Source organism: Bacteroidales bacterium (assembly GCA_016709865.1).
In the GTDB taxonomy this organism is placed as follows: domain Bacteria; phylum Bacteroidota; class Bacteroidia; order Bacteroidales; family VadinHA17; genus LD21.
The window spans coordinates 1,285,212-1,303,593 of record JADJLX010000005.1; the positions used below are offsets into that span (position 1 = coordinate 1,285,212).

12 protein-coding genes are annotated in these 18,382 nt (G+C 40.7%); 5 read left to right on the plus strand and 7 right to left on the minus strand.

From position 1 onward, the window contains the following. Positions 1 to 2: 2 nt before the first annotated feature. Together argF and IPJ16_13955 are read right to left on the minus strand one after the other, a co-directional pair. Complete coding sequence (gene argF, locus IPJ16_13950; protein MBK7628275.1) at positions 3 to 1,007, minus strand: ornithine carbamoyltransferase; 1,005 nt, start codon at positions 1,005 to 1,007, stop codon at positions 3 to 5. A 478-nt stretch (positions 1,008 to 1,485) separates the two neighbouring features. After that, complete coding sequence (locus IPJ16_13955) at positions 1,486 to 2,454, minus strand: carbamate kinase (GenBank protein MBK7628276.1); 969 nt, start codon at positions 2,452 to 2,454, stop codon at positions 1,486 to 1,488. A gap of 188 nt (positions 2,455 to 2,642) precedes the next feature. On the opposite strand from IPJ16_13955, the gene IPJ16_13960 reads away from it, so the two are divergent. From IPJ16_13960 to IPJ16_13970, 3 genes are all read left to right on the plus strand, one after another. Then, positions 2,643 to 3,317, plus strand: coding sequence for a hypothetical protein (locus tag IPJ16_13960; GenBank protein ID MBK7628277.1), 675 nt, complete (start codon positions 2,643 to 2,645; stop codon positions 3,315 to 3,317). 144 nt (positions 3,318 to 3,461) lie between these two features. Next, positions 3,462 to 5,912 carry a DNA translocase FtsK 4TM domain-containing protein gene (locus IPJ16_13965; GenBank protein ID MBK7628278.1) on the plus strand — a complete coding sequence of 817 codons (2,451 nt, stop codon included), beginning with the start codon at positions 3,462 to 3,464 and terminating at the stop codon, positions 5,910 to 5,912. 10 nt (positions 5,913 to 5,922) lie between these two features. Further along, positions 5,923 to 6,561, plus strand: coding sequence for an outer membrane lipoprotein carrier protein LolA (locus IPJ16_13970; GenBank protein MBK7628279.1), 639 nt, complete (start codon positions 5,923 to 5,925; stop codon positions 6,559 to 6,561). A 54-nt stretch (positions 6,562 to 6,615) separates the two neighbouring features. On the opposite strand, the gene IPJ16_13975 is transcribed toward IPJ16_13970, so the two are convergent. Next, on the minus strand, positions 6,616 to 7,866 hold the full coding sequence (locus IPJ16_13975) for an HDIG domain-containing protein (GenBank protein ID MBK7628280.1): 1,251 nt from the start codon (positions 7,864 to 7,866) through the stop codon (positions 6,616 to 6,618). A gap of 138 nt (positions 7,867 to 8,004) precedes the next feature. Here IPJ16_13975 and IPJ16_13980 point away from each other — a divergent pair, with 138 nt between their 5' ends. Continuing rightward, a complete protein-coding gene (locus tag IPJ16_13980; protein MBK7628281.1) occupies positions 8,005 to 8,766 on the plus strand; it encodes a C40 family peptidase in 762 nt (253 codons plus the stop codon). Positions 8,767 to 8,917: 151 nt separating this feature from the next. Here the strand turns inward: IPJ16_13980 and IPJ16_13985 are convergent, their stop codons facing one another. From IPJ16_13985 to IPJ16_14000, 4 genes are all read right to left on the minus strand, one after another. Continuing rightward, positions 8,918 to 10,504: a RagB/SusD family nutrient uptake outer membrane protein gene (locus IPJ16_13985; GenBank protein ID MBK7628282.1), complete on the minus strand. Its 1,587-nt coding sequence runs from the start codon at positions 10,502 to 10,504 to the stop codon at positions 8,918 to 8,920. 19 nt (positions 10,505 to 10,523) lie between these two features. Further along, on the minus strand, positions 10,524 to 13,628 hold the full coding sequence (locus tag IPJ16_13990; protein ID MBK7628283.1) for a TonB-dependent receptor: 3,105 nt from the start codon (positions 13,626 to 13,628) through the stop codon (positions 10,524 to 10,526). Between the two features lie 105 nt (positions 13,629 to 13,733). Next, positions 13,734 to 15,398, minus strand: a complete 1,665-nt coding sequence (gene ftcD / locus IPJ16_13995) for a glutamate formimidoyltransferase (GenBank protein ID MBK7628284.1) — start codon at positions 15,396 to 15,398, stop codon at positions 13,734 to 13,736. Positions 15,399 to 15,542: 144 nt separating this feature from the next. Beyond that, positions 15,543 to 16,826, minus strand: a complete 1,284-nt coding sequence (locus IPJ16_14000) for an imidazolonepropionase (protein MBK7628285.1) — start codon at positions 16,824 to 16,826, stop codon at positions 15,543 to 15,545. 101 nt (positions 16,827 to 16,927) lie between these two features. Here IPJ16_14000 and IPJ16_14005 point away from each other — a divergent pair, with 101 nt between their 5' ends. After that, positions 16,928 to 18,376: a BamA/TamA family outer membrane protein gene (locus tag IPJ16_14005; GenBank protein MBK7628286.1), complete on the plus strand. Its 1,449-nt coding sequence runs from the start codon at positions 16,928 to 16,930 to the stop codon at positions 18,374 to 18,376. The last annotated feature ends 6 nt before the right edge of the window (positions 18,377 to 18,382 follow it).

The window sequence follows — 18,382 nt, forward strand, 5'->3', positions numbered from 1 at the left end:
TGCTACTTAGAGCCCAGCGTCGCCACCATCACCGCTTTGATAGTATGCAGTCTGTTTTCAGCTTCGTCAAATACTATAGAGTGTTCTGATTCAAAGACATCCTCGGTTACTTCCATACCGTCGAGACCAAATTTCTTAAAAATCTCCTCGCCTACTTTGGTTTCCCTGTTGTGAAATGCAGGCAGACAGTGCAGGAATTTAACCTTCGGATTACCGGTCGCTTTAATCACATTCATGTTTACCTGGAATGGTTTCAATGCTGTTATTCTCTCCTCCCATACTGAATCAGGTTCTCCCATTGAAACCCATACATCTGTGTAAAGGAAGTCAGCATCTTTGACGGCAGCCGCCACATTGTCGGTTATTGTAATTTTTGCACCTGTCTCTTTTGCTATCGACCGGCATTTTGCAACCAGATCTTCGCCGGGCTGATAAGCTTTAGGGGCTGCGATCCTGAAATCAATTCCCATCTTAGCAGATCCAACCATAAGCGAGTTTCCCATATTATAACGGGCATCGCCAAGATAACAGAAAACCATCTTGCTGAGAGGCTTATCAGAGTGTTCAATCATTGTAAGAAAATCTGCAAGAATCTGAGTCGGATGAAACTCATTTGTCAGTCCGTTCCACACCGGCACACCAGCATATTTGGCAAGCTCTTCAACTATCTCCTGACCGTAACCGCGGTATTCAATACCGTCGTACATGCCACCCAAAACCCTTGCTGTATCTTTCATCGACTCTTTCTGTCCGATCTGTGAACCTGTTGGTCCAAGGTATGTTACATGGGCTCCCTGGTCATAAGCTGCAACTTCAAATGCACACCTGGTTCGCGTAGAAGCTTTTTCAAAAATGAGAGCTATGTTCTTACCGGTAAGATACTGTTTTTCAGTTCCGTTTTTCTTTGATTTCTTAAGATCTGCTGAAAGATCAAGAAGATATCTTATCTCCTCCGGTTTAAAATCCAGGAGCTTCAGAAAGTGACGGTTTTTAAGATCGATTGCCATAATATTGAATTTAATTTATCAGGAACAAAAGTATAACGGTAAAATAAGAATACAAAATAATTAACCACGGAGTGTTAGTTTAGTAAAATAGTGAGAGAGTTTAGTACATAAAAAATGTAAAGCATCTAATGCATGGCATATATATTTCCCCTCCTTTTGAAGGAGGGGTGGCTGGGCCACTTTTAAATTATGATACAAATGCTAATACCAGCCGGGGTGGTTGATTGTTTATTCAAATTCCGGATCTCTTCTTTTAAAGGTTTTTCTAATCTCATTTTTTACAAATTAAGGTCTTTGATACCACAAAAGGTAAGGAAATATCTATTAATCAACCACCCCGGTCGGGAAATCAAATGCGTAAATATTTGATGCTCAATCGTCCCGACCACCCCTCCTTCAAAAGGAGGGGAAATCTTGTAATGCTTTACCATTTTTATCCCTATAGCCTGCGTTGAAGGCTATGCCTTCTCCCCCTCACCTACCTCCGGTCATCCTCATACTCCATAGTAATCTTCGAACCATACTTCATATCGGCAAGCTTAAATGCCTCAGTTATAACACTTTTCCTGCCGCCACTCTTTATAAAATTCAGGCAGGCCTGGATCTTGGGTTCCATACTACCTTTCGTGAACTGTCCTTCATTCAGGTACTTAAGGGTATCTGCGTAATTAAGGAATTCCTTTATTTCCTGATTAGGTTTCCTGTAGTTGATATATATATAAGGTACATCAGTCAATATATAAAACTCATCTGCGCCAATCTGTGTTGCGAGTAATGCTGATGCCATGTCCTTATCGATAACCGCTTCTGCCGGCCGGACATCATTTTTCTCATCAATATAAACAGGGACACCCCCGCCTCCGGCTGCAATGACAATATTTCCTTTTCGTGCCAGATCGCTTATTATTTTTTCATTTATGACACCTATCGGAACCGGAGAAGGCACCACTCTCCGGTATCCGCCCTGAACCTTTACTTCCTCCTTAAAGATCCAGCCTTTATTTGCAGCCAGCTCCTCCGACTCCTCCTTTGAGTAAATCTTCCCCACTCTTTTCTGAGGATCGGTAAAAGCGGGATCATTAATATCGACAAGCACCTGGGTTACCAGGCAGATTACATTTTTATTTATCCCATGCTTGTTCAAAACATTTCTGAACATCCTTTCAATCATATATCCGATGCCGCCCTGTGAATCTGCAACACAAATATCGATAGGCATCTGGGCTATCTTATATAGCTGCTCCCCTGCATCATTCCTCATCAGAATATTACCAACCTGAGGACCATTCCCATGAGTAATTACCAGATCATACCCTTCGTTAATCAGAAAAACCAGATTCTCGAGTGTCTCTGTCGTATTCTGTTCCTGTTCATCAATTGTTCCAATCTGATCTCCCCTCAGGAGAGCATTACCTCCGAGAGCAACTACTGCAAGTTTTTTCTTCATCAGTCATTATTTTCAACAACACAAAATTACCAAATTCAATATAAATCAACATAAAGCGGAGGTTTTTCGAGTTGTTTTTAAACATGCTTAATAACATATTTATGCTGTTGGTCTGATAATTATCAGATGGAAGAACTTATGTTTAAAAAAATTGTTACATTTACATAATTCAAAATACAGATATATAAGTGAGATTCAGCTATGTGTTGTTCATTGCGGTAATCTTTGCAATGACAGGGTACTCCTGTAAGGAAAAAGGGGGGAAATATATAGATCAGGGCGAGATCCATTATAACATAAATTATATAGGTAACTTTGGTGTGCCCAAGGAATACCTGCCTCAGAATCTGATAGTATCTTTTAAGAGTGACAAGATTCTTTTCGAGATGATCGGATTTGGAAAGTCAGGAATCATGAATCTTGCAAATCCTGAAAAAGGAATATTCGATACTTACTTCAGTCTCTTTACAAAAAAGTTCTATTATGCCGCAAAATCAGGTGAACTGTTCCCTGGCTTTGAAGCTATGGATGACATGATTCTGAAAAAAACTTCCAAGACAAAAGTAATCTGTGGATTTACCTGCAAAAATGCTGAGGTAACCTTCGGAAAGGACAGAAATAAAATTTATAACATCTGGTATACTAATGAAATTGAAGTAAAAGATCCTAATGCCGCTACTCCTTTCAATGAGATTGATGGTGTCCTGTTAGGATTCTTCTTTCTGATGGGACCATCTGAACTCCATTTCGAAGCTGAAACTGTTTACAAAAAGGATATTCCAGACGAAACTTTTGAAAGACGGGATGATTTTGTCAGAGTAACAAAAGAGAATATCAATAAGTTTATTAATCAGATGCTTTAAGAGACTGACATTCCAGTCATTTTTCTTCCAGTTACCATTTGCCTTCATTACATCATAACCCTTTGACAAGGCATGTTTGCCTATTGCCTTTTTTTCTATTACCTTTGGATTGCGTTACAAAGGATCCTTGTTTTGACATAAATTATGGCAGAGAAGATAAAAGAGAAGGAAGAGCCTTCTAAAAAAAGCACAAAATCCACAAAACCATCCGGAAAATCAAAATCATTTCTTTCTGATGAAAGGGTAAAATTCCTCTTTGGAATTCTGATAACCGGATTTGCCATGTACCTTTTACTCGCATGTGTCTCTTATCTCTTCTGGTGGAAAACAGATCAAAGCCTTCCCGACTCTGAAATAATATCCGGAGCAGAGGTACAGGTTAGAAACTGGTCAGGGAAAAGCGGCCACTTCCTGGCCAAAATGATAATCGGTTTTGGCTTTGGATATGGTGCATTTTTTATACCGGTAATATTTGGAACAATAGGCCTTTACCTTCTTAACTTCCCCAAAATAAGCCTCTTCAAACTAATTGTAAAATTCACTTTTGCTGCAATATTCCTGTCATTAATCCTTGGATATATTTTTGGCCAGGCAAACGGATACCTGATAAGCGGTCCGGGTGGTGCACAGGGTTATTTGATAACCCGATGGATGAATTCCTTTATGGGAAAGGTTGGAACAGGGGTATTAATGGCCTTTCTGACAATCTCATACCTGATTTTTGCACTGAAAGTGAAACCTGAATCATTCGGATTAAAGATCCCTCAGTTCCTGAGATTCAGAAAAAAGGCAGAGGAGGGTGCTGTACCAGAGACTATTACTGACCCGCTGATCCCGGAAGATGAGCAGGAAGATATGGAGCCTGATGCAGATGAGCCTGTTGAGTTTATTGTCAAAAACACGAATACAACACCTGAAGATGATTTTGACGAAATTGTACCCGAAGTGGGGGGAACCGGTTCTATAATTCGCGATTTTGATGCAGATGAAGAAGAAGTTCCTGTCGTACCTGAAGAGGGTCACGTACCTATAAATATAATACGTCCCGATGCCAGCGACATGCTTTCCGATCAGGAGGTGCAGAAAATAATGGAAAACTATGATCCCCGACTTGATCTTTCACGTTATAAGTTTCCTCCCGTTTCAATACTTAAAGAACATAAATCTGAAAGTGCCTTCGATAACACTGAAGTCTTTGAAAACAAGGAGAACATAATTAAAACACTGGGAGATCATAAGATCAGTATTAAGAGCATTTCAGCAACAGTTGGTCCGACAGTAACTCTATATGAAATTGTCCCCGAAAGAGGTGTGAGACTTGCTCGTATCAAGTCGCTGGAGGACGACATTGCACTTAATCTTTCTGCTCTTGGGATCAGAATTATAGCACCTATTCCGGGTAGAGGTACCGTCGGTATTGAGGTGCCAAATAAAAAGCCTGAGATGGTATCAATGAGGTCTCTCATAACTTCAAAAGCATTCCAGGAGACAAAGTTTGATATAGCCCTTGCACTTGGTAGAACAATTACAAACGAGCCATATATTGTAGATCTCACCAAGATGCCTCACTTACTTGTGGCTGGTGCAACGGGACAGGGAAAATCAGTCGGGATAAATGCCATAATCACATCAATTCTGTATAAGAAACACCCTGCTGAGGTAAAATTTGTGCTTATAGATCCCAAAAGGGTGGAGTTACCGCTTTACATGAAGATCGAAAGACATTTTCTTGCCAAGCTGCCGGATGAAGAAGATGCAATTATTACTGATACCCAGAAAGTTATAAAGACATTAAACTCGTTATGCATTGAGATGGACAACAGGCTGGAGCTGCTTAAGGCTGCCCAGTCACGTAACATCAAGGAGTATAATGAGAAGTTTGTTTCAAGAAAGCTTAGTCCTGAAAAAGGTCATAAATACCTGCCATATATTGTACTTATAATAGATGAATTTGCCGACCTGATAATGACTGCCGGCAGGGAGATTGAAGGACCGATAGGCCGGCTTGCCCAGCTAGCCAGAGCAATAGGGATCCACCTTATAATATCCACACAGAGACCTTCCGCAAATATCATTACCGGATTCATCAAAGCCAACTTCCCCACACGTATTGCATTCAGGGTCTTTTCTTCAATAGACTCAAGAACCATACTTGACGCTACAGGTGCTGACAGACTTGTCGGACGGGGCGATATGCTTGTTTCATCGGGGAATGAGCCGGTAAGGGTACAATGTGCATTTATTGATACGCCTGAGATCGAAGAACTTACTGATTTCATCGGATCGCAGAAAGGCTATGCCGACGCTATGCATCTGCCTGAATATGTTGATGACAGTGAAACCGGAGCCCTCGATGTTGACCTTAAGAAAAGAGACTCAATGTTTGAGGAAGCCGCAAAACTTGTGGTTCAGCACCAGCAGGGATCAACATCTCTTATACAAAGAAAACTATCAATCGGGTATAATCGTGCAGGCAGAATCATCGACCAGCTGGAGGCAGCAGGTGTTGTTGGACCGTTCGAGGGAAGCAAAGCCCGTGATGTTCTCTGCACCGACTTTATAGCTTTGGAACAGATTTTGAAGAGGCTTGAGTAAAAAGATCTAAATGCGACTCAGATTTATAAGTTTAACATTATTAATGCTTCTGTCTATTAGCTTAGCAGCACAGTCAGAACAGGAAGCCATTAAAATCCTTGACAGGTTTTCATCTAATGCCCTTGGTGCTCCGTCGGTATCAATGAAATTCAATTTGATAACATTTGATCAGGCAGAGAACACTAAAGACACATTGAAAGGATCCATTATCCTGAGCAAGGATAAATATAATCTTGAGCTTCCTGACAATACGATCTGGTTCAACGGAGATATCTCATGGAGCTATCTTCCTGCTGAGAAGGAGGTTACTATAACCAAACCTGACAGGAAAAACAACTCTTTCCAGAACCGGCCCTCTTCAATTTTTTCGATGTATAAAAACGGTTACAAATGCAGGCTCATTGAAGATAAATCTGATACATGGACTATAGATCTTTACCCTGAAGATATTAAGAGTGATCTGCTCAGAGTCAGGCTCCTGATCGGTAAATCACTGTTAAATCTCAGATCCCTTGAATACAAAAAAAGAGATGGTGTTGTTATTACACTTAATGTAGTGGATTATAACTTAAAGCAAAAACCTGTTGCTGAAACATTTGTTTACCCCGCTGCAAAGTTCAAAGGTGTAGAGGTAGTAGATATGAGGTAAAATTTTTTGTCGCAATTAATTTGCAGAGACGCAATGCATTGCGTCTCTACGTCTTTATGAAATCCTGTCAGGATATGCGATACGGAGATGATGGATTGTGGACAAACGGTTTTTAAAAGCTGTTTTGATATCCGTAATATCCTTGTATGTCAGTGGTGCATCGGAATACTGTCCATCCTGCTCCTGCAGATAAATAATACGATCAACCAACTCTCCTATTTTCTCTTCCGTAAATTCCGCAAGACTTCTTGAAGATGCTTCCACTGCATCAGCCATCATCACAATGGCAGTCTCTTTTGAAAATGGCCGGGGACCAGGATATGTAAACTCCTTCTCGCTGCCTGTATCCCATGGCTGCAGATCGGTATACTTCTTATAAAAATAATATGCAATCGTTGTACCGTGATGAGTACGGATAAAATCTATAATCTGAACTGGCACCTTGAAGTTTTTAGCCAGATTCACTCCGTTTCTGACATGATTAAGAATCACTCTTGCACTATCTTTCGGATTAAGATTCTCATGCGGACTTTCACCCAACTTATTATTCTCAATGTAATAGTCAGGATTTGCTACTTTTCCAATATCATGATAAAGTGCTCCTGTACGCACAAGGAGAAGGTTTGCTCCGGTTACCCTTGCAGCCTCCTCAGCCAGGTTGGCAACCTGCAGCGAGTGCTGAAACGATCCCGGAGCCTCCTCGGCGAGTTTCCTGAGAAGTGGCTGGTTAGTATCGGCAAGTTCAAGCAAAGTTGTATCAGATAAAAACAGAAAACGCTGTTCAAACATGAATATCAGCGGATAACTTAATAAAATAAGAATGCTGTTTGCAGCAAACAGAAGGAAGTCATAATTAACAATCCCAGTGACATTGCCATCGTTCAGAAGATGAAATGCAAAATAAAGCAGCGAGTAACTTATCAGTACAGACAATGAAGTAAAAAACAGTTTTCCTTTCCTGTATATATTTGATAATGTAAAAATTGCAACCATGCCTGTAATAAAATTCATAACAACAAATTCGAATGGTTCAGGTACCATAAACCCGGCAAGCATAAGGGTTGTCAGAAGTATGAACAGGGCCAGTCTGGCATCATAGAATGTTCTGATAATAACAGGAATAATAGCAAACGGAATTAGAAAAAGAAGGTTTAAACCTGGATAGTCCTTAAGAATTCTTGTAAGCGCCAGGAAGCTGAGAATTGTAATAATAATAAAGAGGGTCTTCCTTGTGACAAGTAATACTTCATGCCTGAAATGAGAAAGGAAAAGATAAAGAATAAGATAGGAAAAAGTAACTATCATAAAACTTCCCAGGTAACTTAACCAGTTCTCTGCTTCATGGTGGGGCCACATTGCGGTGACAATACCAATACTTGGGGTACACAGAGAAAAACTGAAGAGAATCCCGGATATTTACTAATTTTGAGAAAAAGAATTTCGATGGAAAGATATATATGTGAGAATGTTTTTGTTCCGCTGCGTTCCGGTCCTTCACATAAATCGGAAATGCTAAGTCAGGTACTCTTCGGGGAAAAATATGATGTTGTTGATAAGGCAGGGAAATGGATCAAGGTAGAGACTCTCTTTGATAAATATATGGGATGGCTCGACATGGACCATTTGCAAAACACACCAGATGAGGACAATGCATCAGGAACGACTCTTAATAAATCTTTATTGTGTTATAAAAATGACAAAACAAAAATAGTACTTGAAGCAGGATGCGAAGTATATAATCCTGATTTCAATAAGAAGCAATTTAATATTGGTAAAAACATTTATACAACCTCGGATGATTTCAGCTCATCGTATTTTACAACTGATGAGTCATTTTCCGATACTGCATTGAAATTTATAAATAGCCCTTACATCTGGGGTGGCAGGATCCCTTCAGGGATTGATTGTTCAGGACTGGTCCAGCTTGTATACAAGATCCACGGAATATCAATCCCGCGAGATAGCTGGCAGCAGGCAGAAGCGGGAAGAAGTATTGATTTCATTAACGAATCAGAACCCGGCGACCTTGTATTTTTCGATAATGACAGAGGTAAGATCTCACATGTGGGTATGATATTTTCGAAAGGACTTATAATACATGCCTCAGGCAGGGTAAGGATCGATTCAATTGATCATCAGGGGATATTCAAGCCGGAGATAAAGTCATACTCCCATAAACTAAGGACGATTAGAAGAATTGTCTGATATAGAAGCACGGAGCGCAGAGCACAGGGCGCAGGGCGCAGGGCAAGAATCTAAACAATAGTGCTATTTTTTTTCTCTGAGCCCTGAGCTCTGTGCCCTGAGCTAATAAAAAAAGCTGCTCAATGAGCAGCTTTTTTATTATCAGAGGTTCTTACCAGCCTGGATTCTGTTCGGCGGCAAGTACAGGGTTAGCATTTATTTCGATCTGTGGTATTGGCCACAGATACTTATAGCTTGAATAAGGAATAGCAACTACTCCATAAGGTCCTGTATAAGGTGTACCTAAAGTAAATGATCCGACCGGAGGATTACTGTTTGAAAGTTTGGCTGGTATATCAAGCTGTAATCTGTGAATATCCGGCCAGCGGCGGCCTTCCATACAAAATTCTATACGTCTCTCAACCAATATGGCATTCAGAAGTGCAGTATTATCAGCAAAACTTGCTGCTGTGTAAGCCTGGGTAGATGGAGTAGCAAGTGCTCTGTTTCTCACCTGATTCAGGTATTGCAATCCAAGAGTAAAATCACCTGAACTGTTTCTGCGTGCATAAGCTTCAGCCATATTAAGGAGTACTTCAGCATGCCTGATTACAGGAGATGCATCTGTAAAATTTGTATAATCTTTATACTTGTCAGTATACACAATCCCGGTGGAAGCAACTGTATATGCCATAGTTGAGCCTCTCCTCTTATCGTCTGAAAGCCATGATGCGTTTCTCCATATTATAGGACTGATGGATACCAGCGCACGGCCTCTTCCATTATACATCTGAGGCAGCGAACCATTAGTAGTTGGATTATTGGTTGCTGAATTCTCCATTGAAAAAATTGACTCAGTATTGCTTAAATTACTCATAAAAGGTCCGTCTGGAGATGCAGTAAGCGAATAACCGTCAGCAGCCGGAAGGGCAAGAAGTTTCTGTCCTTCAGCAATTACATTAGACCAATCCCACATATGCTGATATACTCTTGTTTTAAATGCAATTGCAGCACCTTTTGTAGCCCTGGTAATTTTCATATTGCCAGCACGTCCTGATTTTCCAGGAAGATTGGTTTCAGCAAAATTAAGGTCTTCAAGAATTTTTGCATAGCATTCTGCTACTGTATTTCTGGTTTGTTTTGAACCTTCGTCAATTGCTACCTGAGTTGTGTAAGCTTTGGTACGATAAGGTACTCCAGGGTGTGATGCAGTAGGAGTCTCTTTATAAGGACGTGCAAAATGGAAAAGAAGCTCAAGATGAGCAATAGCTCTCATGAAATAAGCTTCACCAAGATACTGATTACCAACAGTTGATGTAATAACACTTTTTTGCATTGCGGCATTTACGCCATCAATAACCATGTTGCATCTGTTAATAAGTCTGTATGTATCACTCCAGTAGGCTTCATTGTTAGCTGTAGATGCGGTATATGTACCTTCGTAGGTAAACTGATAGAAAGCCTGAAGGTTTACAGCATCTTCGCCTCGGCAGTCGCCCTGCTCAACAAAGGCTGCTCCAAAAGGATATCCGCGACCAGTACCGTTTGCAGGATAGTAACCTCTCTGGGCACCATTATACATCCCAACAACAGATAGTTCAACTAGACTTGGTGTAGAATAAGCAGTAGTCTCAGAGATGCTACTGTATGGAGCCAGATCAATTATATCCTCGCAGGAAGATATAAACAAAGCGAGAAGAAAGACCGGAACTAGAACCAGTTTCTTAAGCTGTAGTAATTTTGATATCATATTTTTCATAATCTGATTGTTTTAAATGTTATAAACCCAGGTTAATACCAAATGTAATAACCCTCTGACGTGGGGTTCCGTTATAGTCAACGCCACCGCTTTCCATTTCAGGGTCTATCCCTTTGTATTTGGAAACCATAAACAGATCCTGTCCCTGGGCAAATACCCTCAGACTTTCGATATTAATACGGTTAAGCAGAGTCTTGGGAAGGCTGTATCCAAGAGTCAGTGTTGAGAGTTTGAAATAGTCACCTTTTTCAACCCATCTTGTGCTGGCCTGATCAGAAAGGTTTACAAAGTTACCGCCTGCAGCCCATAATCTTGGTGTCCATCCGTCGCCTGGTTCAGAAGCACTCTTCCATCTGCCAAGGATTTCCTTGCTGTTGTTGGTAAAGTTCTGGCCCATAAGGTCCATACGTGTACGGTTCATAACCATGTTTCCACCACTGAACCTGAACATAATATTAAGATCAAATCCTTTATAATTTGCTTTTGAGTTAATAGCGCCAAAATATGTCGGCAATGACGGCCCAAGAATTTTCTTATCTGCATTTCCAAGCTGTGCAGCTGCAACGCTAACATTTGTCGGATCAGCAGGATCGTAGTTAACATAAGTTGAAGTAGGTATGTTTGCCTGAACGATCTGACCATCAGCTTTCTGATACATCGGGTTACCGTTTGCGGCATTAACTCCTTTATAAATATAACCATAGATTGCATTATAGGATTCATTTACCCTTATAATATTATAGTTATAGATCATATCAAGGTTCTCATAAAGAGCAGTAACCTCATTACCTGCAAATGTGACGTTACCATCTACTGACCATGTAAAATCATTGGTTCTGATCACATAAGCCTCAGCTGATAGCTCATAACCCCAGTTTCTCATACTTCCAATGTTCTTGGAAATAGAGTTACCTGGAATACCAAGAGACGGAGGTGTCGGAGCATTCAGGATAAGTCCGTCCTGATCATTCAGATAGTAGTCAAAGGTTAGTTTGTATTTGCCATCAAAGAAAAGTACGTCAACACCAAAGTCGTATTTTGTACTCGTTTCCCACTTAAGCTGGTCGTTACCGGCCTGACTGAAGGCAATACCATTATTGTCAGCATATTTAGCTGAGCCATAGAGACCGAAGTAAGGATAGTTACCAATACTTACGTTTCCTACTCTAGCATAAGAACCTCTTACTTTAAGGTCAGATACCACATCTGTAATGCCCGACATAAACTGCTCTTTTGATATTGTCCAACCAACAGATGCTCCCGGGAATAAACCGTATCTGTTTGCTGCAGGAAGTGACGAGATACCATCATATCTTAATGATCCCTGTAAGAAATATTTTCCCTTATAGTTATAGTTCAATCTACCTGCATAGGATATGAAACCGTTCTCAGCCAGCGATCCACCAGAGTTCTGTGTTCCATAGGTACCTGATATAATATTGTATCTGAAAAACTCATTGGAAAGGTTAGTTCCTGATCCTGAGAAGCTGTTTACTTTCTGACCCTGCAATTCATTAACAAGAACAGCACCAAGGTTATGAGAACCGGCTAAAGTCTTATTGAATGAAAGAACATTCTGAACATTCCATCTCATCTGGTTACGGAAGTCATTATAAATATACCCGAGGTTGCTTTTGCCATCACCATGAAGAGGATTCCAGTACTGGAAGCCTTCAGCCATTGAATTATCAACACCTACCTGTGTCTTAAAATTAAGTGAAGGAAGAATATTGAACTGGGCATAAGCATTGGCAATCGTTCTGAAAATTTTTGATGACTGAACGTTATTATTTAATGTATAAACAATGTTCGGAAGGTTATCACCAATTGTTGTTGCGTTATTCCACTTACCAACAAGGTTTGTGCCATCTTCAAAGTTGTAACCTGTTCCGGATGGATCATCCTTATCATATATAGGTGTGTTAGGCAACTGACGAATAGCTGAGAAAATGTTACCTGAAAGTGAGTTGGTACCTGTATTCAGACCATAGTAATCAGTTTTTGTAACAGCGACATTTGAACCTATAGTCAGCCATTTTTTAACTTTCTGGTCAGCATTAGCTCTTAATGAGAAACGTTCCATACCGTTAGGGATTGTAACACCGTCCTGCTTGGTATAACCGAGAGAGAAATAATAAGTTGATTTCTCATTACTTCCTGAGAATGAAAGGTTATGATCCTGCTGCTTTGCATTTGTTCTGAGAACAGCTTTCTGCCAGTCAGTATCAAATACTCTTCCGGGGAATGCTGCGCCGTCGTTTGAAGCCCAGTTAGCCTGACCTCTGTTAGATCTCTTTTCATTAGAGATAGTAACGAAATCATTTGCTTTAAGAAGGTCGAAAAGCTGTACCGGCTGAGCAACACCAAAATAGTTATTATAGTTTACATGGAATTTACCTCCAGAACCACGCTTTGTGGTGATAAGAATAACACCGTTTGCGGCTCTTGAACCGTAAATAGCAGTACCTGAACCGTCTTTAAGGATCTCCATTGATTCAATATCAGATGGATTAATATCGCCAAGGGCGTTTGTGCTGGCTGCACCACCCTGATCTCCTGTAAATATTGGAACACCGTCAACAACAACAAGTGGATAAGTTCCTGATGATATTGAACCTACACCCCTGATCCTAAGTCTTGGAACTTCACCAAGAACACCGGTCTGTGTTGTTACCTGTACACCGGCTGAACGTCCGGCAAGCTGACCGTCAAAGCTTGGAGAGGCAAGAGAAGCAAGAGCATCACCTTTTACTGTAGAGATTGCACCGGTTACTTCTCTCTTTTTCTGTGAGCCGTATCCGACAACAATTACTTCATCTACTTTAAATACGTCCTGCTCGAGAACCACATCAATTTTTGTTCTGCCTTCAATAGCGACGTCCTGGGTGCGGAAGCCGATAAAACTGAAGGAAAGAATCTGTGAATTAGCCGGTACTGACATAATATATTTACCGTCAATACCTGTAATCATACCAAGAGTAGTACCTTTTACAGTAACTGAAACCCCTGGTACAGGAAGGTTATCTTCTGAACTTGTAACAGTTCCTGAGATTTGCACTGTCTGGGCCATAACAAGGGAACCTGTCAATAGCAACAGTGAAAAAAGCATAAGGATTTTTTTCATAAAATCTAGTTTAGGTTTTCGTAAATAATCGCGACGCTAATATATTTATTTATTTCATATGACAATAATCAGTATTAAAGTTTTTTAACGTGATAATTTTAATACTTACTGAATAACAATTTTTTTGTTAATATTTTCAAGTATTCTCCCTTCTGCGATTGATGCTTTTCTCTCAATCTCCTCACCCATTGAAATTATGGAGTTCACAAATTCCTTATCCTTTAAACCGGAAGCGTTGATCCTGACATTCAGAAATGCACCTTTAATGCATGCCAGAAGTGCAAGAGCACCCACACCTGCATCGGTTATTGAATTCGGATTTCCGGTTTCTGCCATCTTTTCAATCAGTTCAAATCCCTTGAAGGCTGTCTGCATTACTTTAAACGGTACAAGAATTGCATTTTTTGTTGCAGCCTGAATCGCAGCATTTCTGAATTCTTTTTCTTCATCTGATTTCTTAGGCAGGGAGAATGCATCCATTATTTTATTGAATGCATCAGTATCCTCATCAACAAGGTTAAGCAGTTCATTCTGAATTGCCTTACCTTTCTCAGCCCAGTCAGAAAACTCCTTCCACCTCTCATCCCAGCCTTTCTTATGACTTGACAGATTGGCAACCATTGTACCAAGGGCAGCACCCAATGATCCCATATAAGCCGAAATCGAACCTCCGCCCGGAGCCGGCGACTCTGAAGCAGTCTCATTCACAAACCCGTAGAGACTCATTCCTATGAGTCTCTTCTTCTGATCATCTTTTGCCATAACATATTCAATTATCTTTTCTTCAGGATTGAATTGATGTATATCGTTAAGTCCCATAGAACGAATTGCGATCTTAATAAGCTCTGAATCAGACACTCCCGCCGATCTTTCCTGCTTTGCGAGGTAATAACGGCCGGCATCAAGAAGTGACTTCAGCGGAATCAGACCGACAAGCTCAGAACCTGTTACTCTTATTCCCCTGGCTTCAGCCTTACGGCATACTTCATCAAAAGCTATATGAACCGGCGTTACTGAGATATTTGTCAGGTTCATCGAGATCTGTGCTATTCCGTATTCCTCAATATACCAACCGATAGCCTTAACACTTTTAAGTGTACCCGGAACACTTATTGTCTCCCCCTTTTCATTTTTAATTTCTCTTCCCTTTTCACGCACATCAAAAGCAATCGCATTGGCTCTGCGTGTTGATGTTGTATTCAGGTTTACATTGAAAGCAACAAGAAAATCCCTTGCCCCAACAGCTGTTGCTCCCGACCTTTCATTGAACAAAGACGGTCCGAAGTCGGGCTTCCATTCAGGATCTGAAAGCTTTTTCCTCAGGCCCTCATATTCTCCTGACCTGCAGCTGGCAAGATTTTTTCTGTTATCCCTGAATGCTGCATTCTCATAACAGTATACCGGTATACCAAGCTCATTACCAATCCTTTCAGCAACTTTACGGGCATAAGAGACAGTCTCTTCCATTGTAATTCCTGAAACAGGTATGAACGGACAGACATCTGTTGCTCCCATTCTGGGGTGAGCACCATGATGCTTTGACATATCAATAACTTCGGATGCTTTCTTTACGCAAAGAAAGGCGGCTTCAGAGACTGCTTCCGGATTGCCGACAAAGGTCACAACGGTCCGGTTGGTATCTTTTCCCGGATCAACATCAAGCAATTTCACTCCTTCAACAGATTCAATAACATCGGTAATCTGCTTAATAATTGCCATATCCCTTCCTTCACTGAAATTCGGAACACATTCTATAATTCTCTTTTCCATAATTTTTATTTTTTTCCTCTGTGTCTCTCTGTGTAATAACCTTTTGCCCCCCTGCCCATCGTTCCTATGTTGTTTTGCCCCCCTGCCCCACTAAAGGGGGGTTAATCTCTGAAAATAATTGAATATCTACAATATGTGCAGGTTTTAGCCCCCCTTTAGGGGGGTTGGGGGGCAGATCTTCCCTCTCAATATGACCGTTTCTATAAGATCACTTCCGAAAGCATAAGGCATAAAACCAAAGGATGGTATCTCTTTAGTAATAAACACATTGGCAACCTTTCCCCTTGCTATGGAACCATGGGTATCAGAGATCCCCATGGCATAGGCTGAATTTATTGTAACAGCATTTATCACTTCTTCAGGAAGCATCTTCAGTTTAATACATCCCAGCGACATAACAAGCTTCATATTACCTGAAGGTGAGGAACCTGGATTATAGTCAGAAGCCAAGGCGACCGGAAGTCCAGCAGTAATCATCTTACGAACTGGAGGATCGGGCAAACCCAGGAAAAAAGCTGATCCCGGAAGAAGGGTAGGCATAGTGTCAGATCCGAGAAGAGCATTTATCTCGTCATCTCCAGTGCATTCCAGATGGTCAACCGAAAGTGCATTATACTTAACACCTGTTTGGACTCCCCCTGAAAAACCAAGTTCATTGGCATGGAGTTTTGGTATAAGACCATATTTCATTCCGGCCATTAAGATCCTCTCGGTCTCCTCAACAGTAAAGAATCCTTTATCGCAAAAGACATCAATATATTCAGCAAGTTCTTCCGATGCAACAACAGGAATCATTTCATTGATTATCAGGCTTATGTAATCCTCCCTCCGATTTTTATAATCAGCAGGAATGGCATGTGCACCTAAAAAAGTTGACTTAACTTCCAAAGGTGAATTGTTTTTAATTCTCCTTATAACGCGCAGCATCTTAAGTTCATCTTCAGGATTAAGACCATATCCGCTCTTAATTTCAATTGCACCTGTACCCTTACCGATAACTTCATTTACCCTAACCATCGATTGATTATACAGCTCATCCTCAGATGTTTCATGAAGTCTCTTTGCAGAATTCAGGATGCCACCTCCCCTTCTGGCAATCTCTTCGTACGACAGTCCTTTGATTTTGTCGGTAAACTCAGCCTCACGGCTTCCGGCAAAAACTATATGTGTATGTGAATCGCAGAATGACGGAAAAACGAACCTTCCCGAAGCATCAAGAGTTTCAGTAACTGTACTCTCAATCTTTTGCATGCTTGATTTGAGATCTGACATCTTACCGAAATCACTTATCAAACCGTTTTTCAGGTACAGCCAGCTATCTGTAATAGTATTTATTTCAGACATTTCAGTTCCGCTAACCTTCTGTTTCGCAACAGTCTCTGTCTGGACAAGGCCTTTAATATTAATTATAAGCAGATCAGTAAGCATTTAGTAGTATAATTGGGCTTCTAAGGTAGCAAATATTAAAAAAAGAGATTGTTATTTCCATTTTTCTTTATCTTTAACGCTATGAACCAAAACCTTAATTTATGAACCGAGCATGTCTTACAGAAAGTACAAACTTGCATGAAAACAATGACATGCGAGCTCTATCCGACCTCTTAAAATCAAATTATTTACGGATAAAAAAGACCTTTTCAGTTTTGATTATTTCAATGCTGGTACTCTCATTATCTGCGCAGGAGAAGAAGGTGAAGACCGGATGGAAATTCGATGGCGGACTCCCTGCAGTTACATTTGACTCCGATCTGGGCTTCCAGTATGGAGCTCTGGTTGAGTTTTCAAACTGGGGCGACGGAAGTAAATTTCCCGAGTGGATTGATCATACTTATACCGAGATCTCACGCTTCACGAAGGGAAGCGGTATTTACAGGTTTATGTATGAGTCAAAGCACCTGATCCCCGGAGTGGAATTAGTTAGTGACCTCAGCTATCTACCTGATAAGGCAAATAACTTTTTCGGATTTAACGGATATGAATCTGTTTATAATAAGAACTGGATGGATGATGAAGTAACCGATGGATCCTACAGATCAAGGATGTTTTATCGTCTTGAGCGAAACCAGTTCAGGTTCAAAAATGATTTCTCGGGAAAACTATCAGGGGAACACATCAGATGGAGTGCCGGTTTTGCTTTCCAGAATTTTACGGTCAATTCGGTTGATATAGAAAAACTTAATAAAGGTAAAGATGCAGCAAAGCAGCTACCTTCAGTAGAAACAATGCCGGGTCTTTATGAGAGATACCGCGATCTTGGACTTATCTCAGCAAATGAAGCTGATGGTGGCTGGGTAAATACTCTGAAGGCAGGTGTTATCTGGGACAGCCGCGACAACAGGCCGAACCCAATGAAAGGGATCTGGTCAGAAATCGGAATTGAAGCAGCACCTTCATTTATGGGAAATGACTGGGGCTTCTCTAAAATGTTTATAACTCATCGTCAGTACTTTACATTAATTGAGAACGATCTCTCACTTGTTTACCGTTTAGGATATCAGGCTACTATTTCAGGAAATGCACCTTTCTTTTATCAAACACAGGTAATAACATCAAGGCTTACCGGTGCCACCAATGAAGGTCTTGGAGGATCAAGTACATTAAGGGGAGTTCAGAGAAACAGAGTAGTTGGTGATGCTTTTTTCCTTGGAAATGTTGAATTGAGGTGGAAACCATTTTACTTTACCCTGTTTAAGCAGGACTGTTACCTGGGACTTGATCTGTTCTATGATTTCGGAAGGGTTACAAAGAATATCAAATTGCCGGACAATCTGGAAAATATCTTCGATACCTATTATGAAGGGGCAGAAAATTTCAATGACTATTTCAAACCGGGAACAGAGAAATTTCATTCAGATGCAGGAGTAAGTATCATGCTGGCCATGCACCAGAACTTCGTAATTGCGGTTGATATTGGAAAAGCATTAAATGAGCAGGATGGCAATATCGGATTCTCAATTGGATTGAATTACCTATTTTAAACAGAA

Coding starts and splice junctions, on each gene's coding strand:
- argF (MBK7628275.1), bottom strand. CDS start 1,007: ATGGCAATCGATCTTAAAAACCGTCACTTTCTGAAGCTCCTGGATTTT.
- IPJ16_13955 (MBK7628276.1), bottom strand. CDS start 2,454: ATGAAGAAAAAACTTGCAGTAGTTGCTCTCGGAGGTAATGCTCTCCTG.
- IPJ16_13965 (MBK7628278.1), top strand. CDS start 3,462: ATGGCAGAGAAGATAAAAGAGAAGGAAGAGCCTTCTAAAAAAAGCACA.
- IPJ16_13970 (MBK7628279.1), top strand. CDS start 5,923: ATGCGACTCAGATTTATAAGTTTAACATTATTAATGCTTCTGTCTATT.
- IPJ16_13975 (MBK7628280.1), bottom strand. CDS start 7,866: ATGATAGTTACTTTTTCCTATCTTATTCTTTATCTTTTCCTTTCTCAT.
- IPJ16_13980 (MBK7628281.1), top strand. CDS start 8,005: ATGGAAAGATATATATGTGAGAATGTTTTTGTTCCGCTGCGTTCCGGT.
- IPJ16_13985 (MBK7628282.1), bottom strand. CDS start 10,504: ATGAAAAATATGATATCAAAATTACTACAGCTTAAGAAACTGGTTCTA.
- IPJ16_13990 (MBK7628283.1), bottom strand. CDS start 13,628: ATGAAAAAAATCCTTATGCTTTTTTCACTGTTGCTATTGACAGGTTCC.
- ftcD (MBK7628284.1), bottom strand. CDS start 15,398: ATGGAAAAGAGAATTATAGAATGTGTTCCGAATTTCAGTGAAGGAAGG.
- IPJ16_14000 (MBK7628285.1), bottom strand. CDS start 16,826: ATGCTTACTGATCTGCTTATAATTAATATTAAAGGCCTTGTCCAGACA.
- IPJ16_14005 (MBK7628286.1), top strand. CDS start 16,928: ATGAACCGAGCATGTCTTACAGAAAGTACAAACTTGCATGAAAACAAT.